The sequence below is a fragment of the Flavobacterium xinjiangense genome (genome assembly GCF_900142885.1).
Lineage (GTDB): Bacteria > Bacteroidota > Bacteroidia > Flavobacteriales > Flavobacteriaceae > Flavobacterium > Flavobacterium xinjiangense.
Genome location: NZ_FRCL01000001.1, coordinates 190806 through 208226, shown reverse-complemented (window position 1 = coordinate 208226; position 17421 = coordinate 190806). Strand labels below are relative to the sequence as shown.

Annotated in this window: 19 protein-coding genes; 8 read left to right on the top strand and 11 right to left on the bottom strand. The window is 34.3% G+C overall.

Going from position 1 to position 17421, the window contains the following annotated elements:
* Positions 1–39 precede the first annotated feature (39 nt).
* From BUC23_RS00875 to BUC23_RS00865, 3 genes are all read right to left on the bottom strand, one after another.
* Entirely contained in the window at positions 40–2181 is a 2142-nt protein-coding gene (locus tag BUC23_RS00875) for a polyribonucleotide nucleotidyltransferase (RefSeq protein ID WP_073203923.1), read from the bottom strand.
* 150 nt (positions 2182–2331) lie between these two features.
* Positions 2332–2598: a 30S ribosomal protein S15 gene (gene rpsO / locus BUC23_RS00870; RefSeq protein WP_073203920.1), complete on the bottom strand. Its 267-nt coding sequence runs from the start codon at positions 2596–2598 to the stop codon at positions 2332–2334.
* A 128-nt stretch (positions 2599–2726) separates the two neighbouring features.
* Complete coding sequence (locus BUC23_RS00865) at positions 2727–3188, bottom strand: GAF domain-containing protein (protein ID WP_073203915.1); 462 nt, start codon at positions 3186–3188, stop codon at positions 2727–2729.
* 70 nt (positions 3189–3258) lie between these two features.
* On the opposite strand from BUC23_RS00865, the gene xrtF reads away from it, so the two are divergent.
* The 8 genes from xrtF (at position 3259) to BUC23_RS00825 (ending at position 10305) form a co-directional block, all read left to right on the top strand.
* Complete coding sequence (gene xrtF / locus BUC23_RS00860; RefSeq protein ID WP_341868406.1) at positions 3259–3810, top strand: exosortase family protein XrtF; 552 nt, start codon at positions 3259–3261, stop codon at positions 3808–3810.
* Positions 3791–4231: an exosortase F system-associated membrane protein gene (locus BUC23_RS00855; RefSeq protein WP_073203912.1), complete on the top strand. Its 441-nt coding sequence runs from the start codon at positions 3791–3793 to the stop codon at positions 4229–4231. The genes xrtF and BUC23_RS00855 overlap by 20 nt, the downstream gene beginning before the upstream one ends.
* Positions 4232–4291: 60 nt before the next feature.
* Positions 4292–5122, top strand: a complete 831-nt coding sequence (locus BUC23_RS00850; protein ID WP_073203909.1) for an ATP cone domain-containing protein — start codon at positions 4292–4294, stop codon at positions 5120–5122.
* 42 nt (positions 5123–5164) lie between these two features.
* On the top strand, positions 5165–6520 hold the full coding sequence (locus tag BUC23_RS00845; protein WP_073203906.1) for an MBL fold metallo-hydrolase: 1356 nt from the start codon (positions 5165–5167) through the stop codon (positions 6518–6520).
* 53 nt (positions 6521–6573) lie between these two features.
* Positions 6574–6972 (top strand): HYC_CC_PP family protein, encoded by a 399-nt coding sequence (locus BUC23_RS00840; protein WP_073203903.1) that lies wholly within the window; start codon positions 6574–6576, stop codon positions 6970–6972.
* 73 nt (positions 6973–7045) lie between these two features.
* On the top strand, positions 7046–9055 hold the full coding sequence (locus BUC23_RS00835; protein WP_073203900.1) for a TonB-dependent receptor plug domain-containing protein: 2010 nt from the start codon (positions 7046–7048) through the stop codon (positions 9053–9055).
* A 41-nt stretch (positions 9056–9096) separates the two neighbouring features.
* Positions 9097–9438 (top strand): heavy-metal-associated domain-containing protein, encoded by a 342-nt coding sequence (locus BUC23_RS00830; RefSeq protein WP_073203897.1) that lies wholly within the window; start codon positions 9097–9099, stop codon positions 9436–9438.
* Between the two features lie 186 nt (positions 9439–9624).
* Complete coding sequence (locus BUC23_RS00825; protein WP_073203895.1) at positions 9625–10305, top strand: DedA family protein; 681 nt, start codon at positions 9625–9627, stop codon at positions 10303–10305.
* A 74-nt stretch (positions 10306–10379) separates the two neighbouring features.
* On the opposite strand, the gene groL is transcribed toward BUC23_RS00825, so the two are convergent.
* The 8 genes from groL to miaB all read right to left on the bottom strand — a co-directional run bounded on the left by groL (position 10380) and on the right by miaB (position 17328).
* Positions 10380–12008 (bottom strand): chaperonin GroEL, encoded by a 1629-nt coding sequence (gene groL, locus BUC23_RS00820; RefSeq protein WP_073203893.1) that lies wholly within the window; start codon positions 12006–12008, stop codon positions 10380–10382.
* Between the two features lie 60 nt (positions 12009–12068).
* The gene (locus tag BUC23_RS00815; protein ID WP_035670228.1) at positions 12069–12344 is read right to left on the bottom strand and encodes a co-chaperone GroES; all 276 of its coding nucleotides are present in this window, start codon (positions 12342–12344) and stop codon (positions 12069–12071) included.
* Positions 12345–12480: 136 nt separating this feature from the next.
* A complete protein-coding gene (gene secG / locus BUC23_RS00810) occupies positions 12481–12825 on the bottom strand; it encodes a preprotein translocase subunit SecG (RefSeq protein WP_073203891.1) in 345 nt (114 codons plus the stop codon).
* Positions 12826–12828: 3 nt separating this feature from the next.
* Positions 12829–13686 carry a tetratricopeptide repeat protein gene (locus BUC23_RS00805; RefSeq protein ID WP_073203888.1) on the bottom strand — a complete coding sequence of 286 codons (858 nt, stop codon included), beginning with the start codon at positions 13684–13686 and terminating at the stop codon, positions 12829–12831.
* Positions 13687–13767: 81 nt separating this feature from the next.
* Positions 13768–14271: an LptE family protein gene (locus tag BUC23_RS00800; protein ID WP_073204767.1), complete on the bottom strand. Its 504-nt coding sequence runs from the start codon at positions 14269–14271 to the stop codon at positions 13768–13770.
* A gap of 98 nt (positions 14272–14369) precedes the next feature.
* Positions 14370–15632 carry a sigma-54 interaction domain-containing protein gene (locus BUC23_RS00795; protein WP_073203885.1) on the bottom strand — a complete coding sequence of 421 codons (1263 nt, stop codon included), beginning with the start codon at positions 15630–15632 and terminating at the stop codon, positions 14370–14372.
* A gap of 72 nt (positions 15633–15704) precedes the next feature.
* Complete coding sequence (locus BUC23_RS17410) at positions 15705–15851, bottom strand: hypothetical protein (RefSeq protein ID WP_167365541.1); 147 nt, start codon at positions 15849–15851, stop codon at positions 15705–15707.
* Positions 15852–15882: 31 nt separating this feature from the next.
* Positions 15883–17328: a tRNA (N6-isopentenyl adenosine(37)-C2)-methylthiotransferase MiaB gene (gene miaB, locus BUC23_RS00790; protein ID WP_073203881.1), complete on the bottom strand. Its 1446-nt coding sequence runs from the start codon at positions 17326–17328 to the stop codon at positions 15883–15885.
* Positions 17329–17421 lie beyond the last annotated feature (93 nt).

Sequence of the window (17421 nt, the reverse complement as noted above, 5' to 3'; positions counted from 1 at the left end):
GGTTTTCTATAAATAAACCTTTAGTAAACTAAGATCTGATTACTCTTTTCTTTCCTCACGTGGAGGTCTTGGCAAAAGTGCTTTTCTTGACACTTTTTCTTTTCTTGTTTTTGGATCCATACCTAAGTATTTCACTTGAAAAACATCGCCCATTTTCACAACATCAGAAACATTTTCTGTGCGTTCCCATGCAAGCTCAGATACGTGAAGTAATACTTCATTTCCAGGAGCTTCTAGGTATTCAACTACTGCACCAAAATCAAGCATTTTGATTACTTTCACATCATAGGCTTCATTCATTTGTGGTTTGAAAGTGATTGACTTGATTTTAGCCAATACTGCTTCAATTCCAGCAGGATCTGTTCCTAAGATTTCAATAACACCTTCTTCAGTAGTTGGGTCTTCATTGATAACAATTGTTGTTCCTGTTGTTTTTTGTAATTCTTGAATCACTTTTCCACCAGGTCCAATCAACGCACCAATAAATGCATTAGGAATTCTTCTTGTAATAATTTTTGGAGCATACGCTTTGACATCTTCTTTAGGCGATGCCAAAGTTTCAATTAATTTACCAAGAATATGTAAACGACCGTCACGAGCTTGCGCCAATGCTGCTTCCATAATCTCATATTTCAATCCGTCAATCTTGATGTCCATTTGACAAGCTGTAATTCCTTCAGAAGTTCCAGTTACTTTAAAGTCCATATCGCCTAAGTGATCTTCGTCACCAAGAATATCAGACAATACTGCAAAACGTTCTCCGTCAGTAATTAATCCCATTGCAATCCCAGATACTGGACGAATCATTTGTATACCAGCATCCATAAGTGCTAATGTTCCAGCACAAACTGTTGCCATAGAAGAAGAACCGTTAGATTCTAAAACTTCAGAAACTACACGAATTGTATAAGGACAATCAGAAGGAATCATGTTTTTTAAAGCTCTTTGCGCTAAGTTTCCGTGACCAACTTCTCTTCTTGAAGTTCCTCTTAAAGGACGAGCTTCACCAGTTGAGAAAGGAGGGAAGTTATAGTGTAAGTAGAAACGCTCTTCACCTTGTTGAGATGGAGAGTCAATTTGGTTTGCTTCTCTAGAGGTTCCTAAAGTGGCTGTTGCCAATGCTTGAGTTTCTCCACGTGTAAACAATGCAGATCCGTGTACAGATGGTAAGTAATCTACTTCACACCAGATTGGTCTGATTTCGGTAGTTTTTCTTCCGTCTAAACGTGTTCCTAAATCTAGTGTTACATTACGAACTGCTTCTTTGTTAGCTTTGTAAAAGTATTTAGAAACTAAATCGCCATTTTCAGCCAATTCTTCTTCTGTAAATAACGCTTTTACTTCTTCTTTTACTGCTGCAAATTGAGCTGTTCTTTCTTGTTTTGCTGTACCTTGTTTTGCGATAGCGTAACACATATCGTAAGATGCGGCTTTTACTTTAGCGTAAATTGCTTCGTCTTCTCTCTCTCCTTCGTAAGTACGAGTTTCTTTTTTTCCAAAAGCAGCTTGTAAGCGTAGTTGAGCAGAAATTTGATTTTTGATATGTTCGTGAGCAAATTTTATTGCTTCAAGCATTTCTGCTTCTGAAATTTCTTTCATCTCACCTTCTACCATTGCGATAGAATCCATAGAAGCTCCAATCATCATATCGATGTCTGACAATTCTAATTGAGCACGACTTGGATTGATAATGAATTTTCCGTCAACTCTACCAACTCTAGCTTCAGAGATTAATGTTTCAAATGGGATATCAGACAAAGCTAAAGCTGCTGAAGCTGCTAAACCTGCTAATGCATCTGGCATTACGTCTTCGTCATGAGACATTAATTGGATCATTACCTGAACTTCTGCATGGTAATCATCTGGAAAAAGTGGACGTAAAACACGGTCAACTAAACGCATTGTTAATACTTCGTTATCACTTGGTCTTGCTTCTCTCTTAAAGAAACCACCTGGGAAACGTCCCGCTGCAGCAAATTTTTCACGATAATCTACCGTAAGCGGAAGAAAATCGATACCTGGACTTGCTTTTCTTGAGGATACAACTGTCCCTAAAATAACAGTTTTACCTATTCTTACTACTACAGATCCATCCGCTTGTTTGGCTAAACGACCCGTCTCGATTGTGATGTTTCTGCCATCACCTAAATCGATACTTTCTACAAATAATTGTGGAATCATAAATTTAATTTTTTAGTTAAACATGGGTTCTAGTTGTGTTGTAGTTGTTGTTTTGCGTAGTTAATGCCTAAAACCCAATGAAAAACCAAACTTTTTTTATTATTGTATATAAAAACAAAAAGAGGCACTTTCGCACCTCTTTTGTATTGATTATTTTCTGATATTCAATACTTTGATAATCTCACGATATCTGTTGATTTCTGTTTTCTTCAAGTAATCCAACAAAGATCTTCTTTTTCCAACTAGCAATACTAATGAACGCTCTGTGTTATAATCGTGACGATTTTTTTTCAAGTGCTCAGTTAAGTGGCTAATTCTGAAAGTGAACAAAGCAATTTGACTTTCTGATTTTCCAGTGTTTGTAACATCTCCGTGTTTAGCGAAAATTTCTTCTTTAATCTCTTTAGTTAAATACATTCCAATATTTGTTTAATGATTTTTATGTATGTCATACATCCATTGTAAGACGGGTGCAAAGATAATCTTTATTTTTAAAAAGGCAAGAGAAAATTTGTCTAAGCTTTAAGAATTTAATTTTCAGTGTATTATACTGTAAATAATTTTGCGATTTCTTGATTTACAAATTCTAAAAATTTTTCGTCAGCTTCGGTAAATGGATCAATAACGTGACTATCAATATCAATTTGCCCAATATTTTCTCCATTTACAAAAAGAGGGACTACGATTTCTGATTTTACTGTAAAACTGCAGGCGATATAATTGTCTTGCGCCGAAACGTCCGGAACTACAAAGTTCTCATTAGAAACAGCTACTTGTCCACAAATACCTTTTCCAAAAGGAATTACAGTATGGTCTGTTTCTGCCCCTACATATGGTCCCAGATGTAAAGTTTTGGTTTCCTGATTAGCAAAATAAAATCCTACCCAATTGTAGTACTCAATAGAGCCGCTCAAAAGTTGGCAAATAGTTAAAAGCTTTTCGTCTCTTGAAAGAATTGTATTTGTTGTAATTTCGGTTACTTTTGGTTGTAATTCTTGAAATGTCATGGTTTTTATTTATATTTATACAAAAGTAATTTAAAGCAGGTTTGGAAAATTATATAAATTTGTTAAAAAATTGATTTTGAAAAAATATTTTATTCTCTACAAACCTTTTTTGCTTTTTCTGACTACCTTTTTTTTTACATACATAGTAATGACTGTTCTTTATCAAGAATATCTAAATAGCTTTGGGGAAAATAAACTGGACTCCATAACTAGAATGGTGGCTACGAATACAAGTCAATTGTTGCATTTTTTTGGTTTTGATTTTTCAATTGAGGAGAATCAATCGCATTCCTTTATTAAGTTGATTTTTAATCAAAAGTATGTTGCTCGAATTATTGAGGGTTGTAATGCGGTCAGTGTGATTATTTTGTTTGTTTCTTTTGTGGTGTCTTTTTCTGGAAAGCTAAAGCCTACCTTACTTTTTATTTTTGGCGGAAGCCTGCTTATTTATGTTTTAAATGTGATTCGAATAGCATTGTTATGTGTGCTGATGTTTTATTTTCAAAAACAGGAGAAGTTTTTACACGGAGTACTTTTTCCGTTGTTTATTTATGGAGTGGTTTTTATTTTGTGGGTAATATGGGTACGTAAATTTTCAAAATATGCTTCAAAAAATACTTAGTAATAAAATTAGATTAGCGCAATTTCTTTTCTTGGTCGGATTGTTAATTCTTATCCGAGCTTTTGAAGATATATTGTTTTATGACCCTTTTTTGGATTATTTCAAAAATGATTTTGCTAATTTACCCTTGCCTAATTTTATTCCGTTTCAATTATTTTTTGGACTGCTGTTCCGTTTCACTATGAATACCGTTCTGTCATTAGGGATTATCTATGTTCTTTTCAAAGATGTTCAAATGGTCAAATTTGCTCTGGTTTTGTATTATTTTTTCTTTATGCTTTTAATTATTTCTTTTTTCTTCATAATCTACTACGTTAACGGACACAATAATTTAGCGCTTTTTTATGTTCGCAGATTTCTTATTCAGCCCATTTTTGTTATTTTGTTTGTTCCTGCTTTTTATTATCAAAAACAAAAATAAGAAGTCTTTTTTGGTTATCTTTATTATACCTAATTTGTTTATTGTCAAATAAATATAAGTATGAAGATAGTCAAGCATTCCGGTGATATTGTAGAGTTTAATCCTAATAAACTTAAAACTTCATTATTAAAATCTGGGGCAAGTAGCAGTGTGGTTGAGAGCATTCTAAAATCTATTCAAAAACAGGTTTACGAGGGAATTTCGACCAAAGAAATTTACAAAATGGCCTTTGCATTATTAAAAAAAACGGCAAATTCTCATGCAGCCCGTTACAATTTAAGAGAGGCAATTCGGTTATTAGGTCCCGCAGGTTTTTTCTTTGAAAAATATATTGCCAGGATTTTTGACTCAGAGGATTATACGACTGTGACTAATTTAACCTTGTTTGGAAAATGTGTATCTCATGAAATAGATGTTTTAATAAAAAAAAATGAGATTATTTCTATGGTGGAATGTAAGTATCATGTGGGAAGAGATGCCGCAACGGATGTAAAAGTTCCTATGTATATCTTGTCTCGGTACAATGATATTAAAGACAGACATCATCCGATTTTCACACAGAAAGATGCTGTTTTAGGGTGTTGGATAGTCACTAATAATCGATTTACGTCTGATGCTGTTGATTTTGCAAAGTGTTCAGGACTGAATTTGTTAAGTTGGAACTATCCCCCAAATAATAATTTAAAAACAAAAAATGACACCGGTAATCTTTATCCGGTGACTTGTTTGACCACTTTAACCCTCGCTGAGAAGGATAAATTATTGATATTGGATGTGATTTTGGTCAAAGAAATAATAAACAATTCGGATTCATTAGAAAAAATTGGATTGAGCTCAAATCGCATAAAAAATGTTTTGAAAGAAGCCTCTGAATTATGTAGGTACATTTAACAATAAAGATTGCTAATTTGTTTAATTTTTAAATCGGGAAAAATGAAAGTCAAATTTATTGGCGGAGCCGGGACTGTTACGGGTTCGAAAACATTAATCGAAAGCAATGGCGTTAGAATTTTGATAGACTGTGGACAATTTCAGGGCATTAAGCCTTTACGAGAGCTGAATTGGGAACCATTGCCCATTTTGCCTTCAACAATAGATTTTGTTTTGTTGACTCATGGACATTTGGACCACTGTGGCTGGTTACCCAGATTAGTCGATCAAGGTTTTAAGGGGAAAATTTATTGCACAAGTCCAACAAAAGAGATAACAAAACTAATCCTTTTGGATAGTGCCAAAATTCAGGAAGAGGAGGCGAGCACAGCCAATAAAGGAAAATTTTCTAAACACGAAATAGCCCAGCCACTATATACCGTAGCACAAGCTGAAAAAGTTTTTCCGCATTTCAGAGTTATTAAAACAAATGAAGCTTTACCATTGGATGCTGAAATTACTGCAGTTTACTCTAATGCAGGACACATCTTGGGAGCCTGTACCATTGAATTACAACTTGAAAATAAAATCTTAGTTTTTTCTGGAGACATTGGCCGTGATAACGATGTGTTAATGTACCCACCAACAAAACCAAAGAGAGGCGATTATATATTTCTGGAAAGTACATATGGCGATCGTCTTCATCCTGATACAGATGTCAAAGCGGAACTGGAAATGTACATTAACAATACGGTTGCAAAAGGCGGAACAATCATTATTCCTAGTTTTGCTGTAGAGCGCGCGCAAACAGTAATGTATTTATTATGGCAACTCAAAGAAGAAGGTAGAATTCCAAATATTCCTTATATCATTGACACGCCAATGGGAATAAGTGTTCTGGATATTTTTGAAAATAATAGAAAGTGGCATAAATTACCAGAGCACGAATATATTGCTATGTGTAAAATGTTTTCAATGATTACAGATTATCAGGAAACGATTGCAACTATATTTGACAAACAGCCCAAAGTGGTTATTGCCGCTAGTGGAATGATTACAGGGGGGAGAGTGCTGAGTTATTTAGAACGATATATAGGTTTGCCGGAAACCACTGTAATAATTATTGGTTTTCAAGCAGAAGGAACTCGTGGTAGAAAATTGTTAGAAGGAGCCAAAGAAATTAAAATTCATGGTAAATATTATCCGGTATTGGCAAATATTCTTGAAATAGAAAGTTTGTCAGCTCACGGAGATCAAAGGGATTTGCTTAACTGGCTTTCGGCTTTAGAAAATAAACCTATTAAGGTATTTTTAGTTCATGGTGAAAACATACCACTGGATGAGCTACGTATAAAAATAAATGAAAGATATCATTTTGATTGTAAAATTCCTTTGATGGGACAAGAATTTGAATTGTGATTTTTAACAGTATTTTTGGTTTTAAGAGTCCCTTTATTAACTAATTTTGCATCATGAGTATTAAAAAATGCACCAGTTTATTTTTGGCCTTTCTACTATTGGTTTCCAATGTAGGATTGGCTTTTAATGTGCATTATTGTGGAAAAGAAATTGCATCAGTTTCTTTGAATACAGTCTCTCAATCAACAGAAAAAGGATGTTGCGAAAAAATCGTTGCCAAAAAGGATAGTTGTTGTAAAGACAAAGTCGTTAATTTTCAAAAAAAATCGGATAACGCAACCATTAAAGCGTTTTCTTTCAATCCTCAATTTCCTTTTCTCATTCAGCAATGGCAAACGATTGTTTTTTCTTCTAATGAAAATTTCAAAAACAATCAAACGGCTCCTTATTTTTGCGATGCTAATGCGCCGCCACTTTTTAAGTTGTACAGCCAATATATTTTCTACGCTTGATTTTAATGTTTTAAAAGTCAAATCACTTCTTGTGACTTGAATCTACTTTTTATAAACATTAAAATATTGTATTATGCAAAAAATAATAACGCTTTTTGTTATGATTTTTCTTTCGATTCCCGTCTTTTCTCAAGAAAATCTACAGGAGGTAAAAGTTGTCCAAAAACGAAAAGGAATTCAAAAATCTTTCACGGTAACAGGAAACACAACCTTAATAACAAGCAAAGAATTGCTTAAAGCTGCTTGTTGTAATCTTGCCGAAAGTTTTGAGACAAACCCTTCTATAGATGTCAATTTTTCGGATGCTTTGACAGGAACAAAGCAAATCAAAATGCTTGGGCTAACTAGTCCATATTTAATGATAACCGAAGAAAATGTACCGTCTGTCCGGGGCGCCTCTCAAGCGTACGGTTTGTCGTTTACTCCTGGAACCTGGGTTGAAAGTATCCAAATCACAAAAGGCGCGGGGAGTGTGGTCAATGGCTACGAAAGTATTTCGGGTCAAATTAACACGGAATTGTTAAAACCTTTGAACGATATTCCGTTCTTCTTAAATGTTTACGGTTCGACAGATTCCCGTTTTGAATTGAATACCCATTTCAATACTAAACTTTCTGATAAGTGGAGCAGTAGCTTGTTTCTACACGGCAATGCACGAGTAGCGAAACTCGACATGAATGATGATGGTTTCCTTGATAATCCCTTGGCAAAACAAATCAATATCCTCAATAGATATCAGTATTATAATGCCGAAAAAGGTTGGGTGAGTTTTATCAATTTCAGATATATGAATGATAAAAAGCAAACGGGAGAATTGAATTTCAATCCAGAAATAGACAAAGGAACAACCAATTACTGGGGTTCTGAAATTAATACGGAGCGATTGGATGTTTCAACAAAAATTGGATATGTTTTTAAAGATATGCCTTATCAAAGTATCGGTTTTCAAAACGCTTTTAACAGTCATGATCAACAGTCTTACTTTGGTTTAAACCAATATAATATTAAGCAAAGCAGTTATTATTCGAACTTGATTTTTAATTCGATTATTAATAATACAATGAATAAATTTGCTGCAGGTTTGAACTTCACTTACGATAAGTACCAAGAGTTCGTTAGCGTGAATGATTACAGCAGAATTGATAATTCAGTCGGCGCCTTTTTTGAATATACTTACGACAACGCCGATAATTTTAGTGTGATTCTTGGCGGAAGAATCGATAATCATAATCGCTTAGGTACATTTTTGACGCCACGATTACATGTTCGATACAATCCTTGGGAAAAAGGAGTTCTGCGATTTTCGGCGGGAAGAGGGAAACGTTCAGCAAATATTTTTGCCGAAAATCAGCCTCTTTTTGTCAGCTCGAGAACTTTTGATATTTTAGATACTAATGGAAAAATTTATGGCTTGAATCCTGAAATTGCATGGAATTACGGTTTGAGCTTTGCACAAAAATTTTCACTCTTCGGTAAAAGTGCCGATGTAGGTATTGATTTCTACAGGACTGATTTTAAGAATCAGGCAGTAGTTGATGTGATGCAGAGTCCTCAGCAAGTTTTGTTCTATAACTTGAATGGAAAATCCGTTGCCAATAGTTTACAACTGGAATTTAATTATGAGATTTTCAGTCATTTTAATTTGCGCTCAGCCTATAAATTTTATGATGTAAGAACTGATTATATTTCCGGAAATTACCAAAAACCATTACAAGCCAAACATCGTTTTTTTGGTAATTTAGAGTATGAAACGCACATAGGTGAAAATGGAAAGCAATGGAAATTCGATTACACGTTCAATTGGATTGGTCAACAACAATTGCCCAATACCGCTTCAAATCCAATAGATGACAGATTGCCTGAATTTTCAAAATCATATTCTTTGATGAATGCTCAGATTACAAAAACTTTCTCTTCAACGTTTGAAGTATATATTGGAGGAGAAAATATTGGAAATTACACTCAGGAAAAGGCTATTCTTGGCAGTGAGAATCCTTTTGGCTCCACTTTTGATGCGTCAATTGTATATGCGCCGGTTTTTGGACAAATGTATTATGCAGGATTACGGTTTAAAATAAAATAAGAGTAGCGTGTAAATTATCAATAAAAATAAAAACTTTAAAAATGAAAAATATAATTTTAATACTAATGGTAAGTTTTCTTGGATTTGCTGCTCAGGCACAAGAAAAGAAGAATAAAAATGCTAAATATGTCACTGAAGTTAATGGTAATTGCGAGCAATGCAAGAAAAGAATTCAAAAAGCGGCTTATTCAGTGTCTGGAGTGAAATCAGCAATTTGGGATATAGAAACGCATCAGTTGAGCTTGATACTTAACGAAGAAAAAACATCTCCATTAGATGTGAAAAAAGCGATTGCCAAAGTAGGACATGATACGGATGAAGTGAAAGCCACAAACGAAGATTATCAAAGTCTTCATACTTGTTGCCTCTATGAACGAAAATAATTTTGAAGCCCAAAGTGAAAACTTTGGGTTTTTACTTTTGTTTAAATGATAAGATTTAAATTGTATTTATAGGGATGTATGAATGCTTTCAAGCGTTAATTAAACTTTAAAGTCAAGCAATATATTGCGGTTGAGCTAAATTATTCTTACTTTCACGACCAATAAATTTAATTACAAATCGTTTTTATGAATAATTTTGATTGGACGCAATTACTTAATCCGGAATTTTATATCAACCTTCAAATAGGAGGAGTTCAAATAGGTTTGTATATAGTTTTATTTATAATTTTTGCTGAAACTGGTCTTTTTGCCGGTTTTTTTCTTCCCGGAGACAGTTTGCTTTTCCTTGCAGGAATTTACAGTAAAGATTTGATCCAAAATATGATTACGATAGAAAGCGATTTTATTAATGTTACTTTATTGTCGTTGTTGGTTGCTGCTGCAGGAATTGTGGGTAACACTGTTGGTTATTGGTTTGGAGCAAAAAGCGGGTATTATTTATTTAAAAAAGAAGATACTTTTTGGTTCAAGAAAAAATACCTATTGCAGTCGAAAGATTTCTTTGAAAAGTATGGAGGGAAAGCAATAATATTTGCGCGTTTTTTACCGATTTTCAGAACCTTTGCGCCCATCGTTGCTGGAATTGTATCCATGGATAAGAGTAAATTTATGTTCTTTAATGTTTTAAGTTCTTTTCTATGGTCTTTTATTTTAATTTTTTCCGGGCATTATTTATATGGTGTCTTTTTGGAAAATTTTGGAATTGATTTGAAAGAACATATAGAATACATTATAATAATTATTGTACTTATAACTACTGTTCCAGTTTTATTTAAGCTTTTGAAGAAAAGAGTACATATAAAATAATCAATCATTACTATTAACAAAAAAACTCCGTTTCAATTAAGAAACGGAGTTTTTTGTTTTAAAAAGGGAATGAATTACATCATTCCTGGCATACCTCCACCCATTGGGTTTCCGCCACCATTATCTTCTTTAATGTCAATCAAAGCACATTCAGTAGTCAAGATCATACCTGCAACTGATGCTGCATTTTCTAAAGCTACACGCGTTACTTTTTTAGGGTCAATAATACCTGCTTTAAGCATATCTACATATTCGTCTGTTTTGGCATTGTATCCAAAATCACCTTTTCCTTCAGCTACTTTTGCAACAACAACTGAACCTTCAAGACCTGCATTTTCAACAATAGTTCTCAAAGGAGATTCTACTGCACGAGATACAATTTGAATTCCTGTAGCTTCGTCAGCATTGTCCGCTTTGATAGTGCTAAGCACAAGTTTTGCTCTTAATAGCGCTACACCTCCACCAGCAACAATTCCTTCTTCAACAGCAGCACGAGTAGCATGAAGTGCATCGTCAACTCTGTCTTTTTTCTCTTTCATTTCTACTTCTGAAGCAGCTCCTACATAAAGAACAGCAACTCCACCAGCTAATTTAGCCAAACGTTCCTGTAATTTTTCTTTGTCATAATCAGAAGTTGTAGCTTCCATTTGACCTTTGATTTGGTTGACACGATTTTTGATCATATCAGCTTCACCAGCACCGCTTACAATAGTAGTGTTATCTTTGTCGATGGTCACTTTTTTAGCAGTTCCTAACATTTCGATAGTTGTGTTCTCTAAAGTATAACCTCGTTCTTCTGAGATTACTGTTCCTCCAGTTAAGATGGCAATATCTTCTAACATTGCTTTTCTTCTGTCTCCAAAACCAGGTGCTTTTACAGCAGCGATTTTCAAAGCTCCACGTAATTTATTTACCACCAATGTAGATAATGCTTCACCATCAACATCTTCAGCAATAATTAATAATGGTTTTCCGGATTGAGCAACTGGCTCAAGAACGGGTAACAATTCTTTTAAAGAAGAAACTTTTTTATCATACAAAAGGATGTATGGATTTTCCAATTCCACTTCCATTTTTTCTGGATTGGTAACAAAGTAAGGAGAAAGATATCCTCTGTCAAATTGCATTCCTTCCACAACATCTACATAAGTATCAGTTCCTTTGGCTTCTTCAACAGTAATAACTCCTTCTTTTCCAACTTTTGCGAAAGCAGCAGCGATTAGTTCACCAATTACTTCATCATTATTAGCTGATATTGAAGCAATTTGTTTGATTTTCTCAGAATCGCTTCCTACTACTTTAGCTTGTTTAGCCAAATCAGCAACAATAGCTTCAACCGCTTTGTCAATACCGCGTTTCAAATCCATTGGATTTGCTCCTGCAGCAACGTTTTTCAAACCTTCTTTTACGATAGCTTGAGCCAAAACAGTTGCAGTTGTAGTTCCATCACCGGCTAAATCATTAGTTTTAGAAGCAACTTCTTTAACCATTTGAGCACCCATGTTTTCTAATGGATCTTTTAATTCTATTTCTTTTGCAACGGTAACGCCATCTTTAGTAACTGTTGGACCTCCGAAAGATTTACCAATAATTACATTTCGACCTTTTGGTCCAAGTGTTACTTTTACAGCATTAGCTAATGCATCAACACCACGTTTTAATCCGTCACGTGCTTCTATATCAAATTTTATATCTTTTGCCATTTCTTTTTATTTAAACTTTTAAATTATCTTACTACTTAATTCTTCAGACTTGATATTTTATTAGATTATCGCTAAAATATCATCTTCTCTCATTATCAAATAATCTTTTCCTTCCAGTTTCAATTCCGTACCAGCATATTTCCCATAAAGAACTGAATCTCCAATTTTAACTGTCATGGTATGATCTTTTGTGCCATTTCCTACAGCAACTACAGTTCCTTTTTGTGGTTTCTCTTTGGCGGTATCCGGAATAAAAATCCCTGACGCAGTTTTGGTTTCAGCAGCAACTGGTTCGATAAGAACTCTGTCTGAAAGTGGTTTAATGTTTAAAGCCATGATTTTATTTTTTAATTATTTTTTTTACGATTGCTTATAGGATTTCAGAAATTATGCCAACCTATTTAAACTGACATATTTTCTTATAAAAAATGCCAGCTTTGACAGGCTGGCATTTAGAATAAGGGGTAATATTTTATTTTGCTGGATTTGTCGCAGCAGGTGTGTTTTGAACTGGAGAAGTTGGTGCAGCAGTTGTTGGTGCGGTAGTTTCTGTTGGCTCAATAATTTTTGAATCATTATCACTTAATGCTCCTGTAAAGCTTAAGCTTGAAAGAAGTATCAATACAATTAAAATAGTAGCAAGTGTCCAGGTACTTTTGTCTAAAAAATCAGTTGTTTTTTGTACACCACCTAACATTTGAGAGCCACCTACTGTAGAAGATAATCCACCACCTTTAGGGTTTTGAACCATTATTACTACGACTAATAGGAAACAAACGATTGTTATTAAAACTAAAAAAATTGAAAATGTGCTCATTGTTTAATTGTTATAATTATTTTGTTGTAAAATCTTAATATCTGAGATACGGTCTGCAAAGAAACTACTTTTTTCTGGATATTTCAAAATTAATATTTGATAAGCTTGTATCGCTTTTAGATATTTTTTTTGTTCCAAGTATACTCGTGCTAAAGTTTCCGTCATCAAGTATGTATTGTCATCTTTATTTAGGTCGAAAGTCACTGTAGATGTTACGCCGTGCTTGACAGGCGGAATCTTTGGACTGGTTTCTATAAACTTGTCAATTAGCTCCGCTTTTTTCTTTTTATTCTCGTCTATTGGTAACGTTTTAGCACTAATCGTATTTTCAGTTTCTCTATCAATTGGCAGTGTTCTGGATAATTGCAACCATTCTTGGAAGGAATGTTTTTCATTTACAGAGAAATCCAAAGGTTGACCAATAGCTAATTTTTCTTCAAATATTTTGGTAGTATCATCAGAATCTAATGGTAAAGCTTCCTTTATAGAGGTAAGAATTGATTGTTCTAAAGTATTTGTTTTGTGCTCCAATTTTTCTTCGTGAATAATTATTTCACTATCGATCACATTGATATTGTGGAGTTCAATTGTTTTTTTGTCGTAAAAATCTTTTTGGATGGCAGTAAAAGTGTCTGATGTTATAAAATCAAACAAAACGGTTCTGTCTGTCGTATGCGCTGCCGTAACTTTAAGTGCGTAATTATATTTGAAACTATTTAGGTTGTAAAGTCCTTTTAATGTTAACGCTCTGGCACTTTGAAAATAAGGAAATTGATCCAGTACTTTCTCCAATGCTGCCGTCTGCTTCTCATTGATTGCATTTGGCCTGTTAATTAGATAATTATAATCGGTTACATTCATAAAGATTATTCGTTTATTTGGTTATTCGTTTATTTGTTCTCCGCTTAACCGAATTAACAAATTACCGAATCAACACCTCATTTACCATTTAGCAAGAGATTCATTAAAAATATCTTGAGTTATTCTTTCAAAAATTTCTTTCAAAGCATTGTTTAATGTAGATCCTACCAATTGTTGTTCCGCAGGATAATCATAATAAAACTCAAATGTTTTTTCAAAATTATCGACTTCTTTATTTTTATTGGTAAATCGAACATTTACTCTTATTTTTAAACGGTTTTGTGCCGCTTTTTGGTCGGCTGTTGCCGTCATTGGACTTATTCTGTAATCTACAATTTCTCCTTCATAAGTTAAATCAGCACCGTTTTTAACCAAATTCAAATTGGTTTGATTCTGAATTATGTCTTGTAAAGCAAGAGTAAATGTTCGGTCTATTCCTGGCTCAATCAGTTCAGCATTATTCTGAAAAAAATTGACTTGAAAGGTTTTTGCATCAATTTTTCCAGTTCCAGTAAAGTTATAAACAGAGCAGCTATTGATGCTGAATATAATTATTGCAAGAAGAATAAGTTTTATGTGTTTCATTTTCTGTTTTAAAAATTGCCTCGCCAGTTCGCTAACGCTCGGTTCAAATATATTCATTTTCAATCAAATAAGTAAAGTTTTTGCTTTATCTACAAAAACTACAAATCAAATTGTTTTATTTTTCGATACAATGTTCTTTCGGAAATCCCCAATTCATCAGCAGCGGCTTTTCGTTTTCCTTTATTTTTTTCCAATGATTTTTTGATCATTTCAATTTCTTTCTGCTCTAATCTCAATATTTCTTCTTCCTCTTCGACAGTTTCTGCAAATAAATAGTTGTTGTCGTCATTTTCTTGATAACGTTCTTCTTTATTTTGAGCTGCAATCAAAGCGGTTCTTGGTTCTTCTTCAAAATCTATTTCGCTGTCATTCTCTTTAGAGCCGTATATTTTTGTAATTAAGTTTTTATTGGTTTCCTGAACTTTAGAACTGCCGTTTTCCATTAATTCTAAAGTAAGTTTTTTCAAGTCATGCAAGTCACTTTTCATATCAAAAAGGACTTTGTATAAAATTTCTCTTTCGTTACTAAAGTCGCTGTCGCTTTTCTTGTCTTTGATTACCGATGGCAAATTACTTCCTTCAGCAGGCAAGTAAGATTGTAAAGTTACTGCCGATATTTCGCGATTTGTTTCCAAAACCGAAATTTGTTCCGCGACGTTTCTCAACTGTCGAATATTACCACTCCAACGGAATTTTTGCAAAACCAGAACAGCACTTTCTTCTAATCGTATAGGAGGCATTTTATATTTATGCGCAAAATCTGAGGCGAATTTTCTAAATAACAAATGAATGTCTTCTTTTCGTTCTCGCAATGGAGGCAAAGTGATGTCTACCGTGCTCAAACGATAATACAAATCTTCTCGGAATTTCCCTTTTTCGATAGCATTGAATAAATTGACATTGGTTGCAGCCACAATTCGCACATCCGTTTTTTGTACTTGTGACGAACCTACTTTTATGAATTCACCATTTTCTAATACACGTAACAATCGTACTTGAGTAGTCAAAGGCAATTCACCAACTTCATCCAGGAAAATAGTTCCACCGTCAGCCACCTCAAAATAACCTTCACGGGTATTGGTTGCGCCTGTAAAAGCACCTTTTTCATGCCCGAAAAGTTCGCTGTCAATTGTTCCTTCCGGAATTGCACCGCAGTTTACGGCAATATATTTACCATGCTTTCTATGTGAAAGCGAATGAATAATTCTTGGAATATTCTCTTTACCAACACCACTTTCACCAGCTACCAGTACCGAAATATCAGTAGGAGCAACCTGAATGGCTTTTTCTATGGCGCGATTGAGCTTTGGGTCATTCCCAATAATTTCAAATCGTTGTTTTATAGCTTGAACTGATTCCATATTGTCATTGCGAGGCACGAAGCAATCTCATTAATGTTATTTTTAGCCAATCCCTAATCTATTCGTAATAATCTATTGTTTTGCTTTTGTAAGTGTATCTTTTGCAGGAACTATTTTTTCAACTTTATGTTTTGGAAAATAGGTTCTAATGGTAAAAAATGTAACTCCAAATCCAATTATAAAAGTAACTAAACCAATTAATATATTTTTTCTTGACATCTTTATCTTTGTTTAAGGTTTAAACTTTTTCTTAATTCATCTCACTTAAACCAACTGCTTTTCCCTTCAGAGTTCCGCTAGTACAGCTTTCTATTTGAACTAAAACAAAATCACCAATTTTATAATTCTCCTTTGGAAAAACCACAGTAATACTTTGCGAATTTCTTCCTGAAAATTCTTCGGTAGATTTTTTTGAAACTTTTTCTACTAAAACTTCCACTGTTTGTCCAATGAATTCCTCAGAGCGTAACCAAGCGTGTTTTTGTTGTAAATCGACGATTTCCTGTAATCTTCTCGCTTTAGTTTCTTCGGGTACGTCGTCTTCCATTTTTCTTCCCGCTAATGTTCCCGGACGTTCAGAATACGAATACATATAACCAAAATTATATTTCACGTATTCCATCAAACTCATCGTATCTTGATGATCTTGTTCCGTTTCTGTTGGGAAACCAGCAATCATATCTTGCGAAATCGAACCATTTGGAATAATAGTTCTGATTTTATCAATCAAAGTCATGTATTCTTCACGCGTGTGCAAGCGATTCATTTCCTTCAAAATTCGGTTGCTTCCGGACTGAACCGGCAAGTGAATGTGTTTGCATATATTCGGGTATTTCGCAATCACGTGCAAGATGCTTTCGTCCATGTCTTGTGGGTTTGAAGTCGAAAATCGGATTCTCATTTTTGGAAAACCAACAGCCACCATTTCCAGTAATTGATCAAAATCAACTGCAGTCGCTTTTTGCATTTCGGTAGCATTTTCGAAATCTTTTTTCAATCCGCCACCGTACCATAAATAACTATCCACATTCTGGCCTAAAAGCGTAATTTCTTTAAAACCTTTGTCCCACAAATCCTGAATTTCCTTCATGATGCTTTGTGGTTCACGGCTGCGCTCGCGTCCGCGGGTAAAAGGCACCACGCAAAACGTACACATATTATCGCAACCACGCGTAATAGAAACCAAAGCCGTAATTCCGTTACTCATCAATCGCACCGGTGAAATATCGCCATAGGTTTCGTCTTTCGATAAAATCACGTTAATCGCATCACGTCCTTCTTCCACTTCTTGTAAAAGGTTCGGCAAATCTTTATATGCATCAGGACCTACAACAAGGTCGACAATTTTTTCTTCTTCCAGAAACTGACTTTTCAATCGTTCCGCCATACAGCCTAAAACTCCCACTTTCATCTTAGGATTAATACGCTTCACAGCATTGTATTTTTCCAAGCGTTTGCGAATCGTTTGTTCCGCTTTGTCCCGAATCGAGCAGGTATTCACCAAAACTAAATCGGCTTCTTCTAGAATTTGCGTCGTATTATATCCGTTTCCGGATAATATAGAAGCTACAATCTCGCTGTCCGAGAAATTCATTGCGCAACCGTAACTCTCTATAAAAAGTTTCTTCGTATTCTCGGGTTTATGTTCTAGAACAAGACTTTCACCTTGTTTGCTTTCTTCAATAATCTTTTCCATCCTATATTTTCAAAGTGCAAAGATAAGTCAATTTCAATAAATATGACAAGATGTCAGCCGAAGATTTAACATTGTTTTAAGTGATTTCAAAGT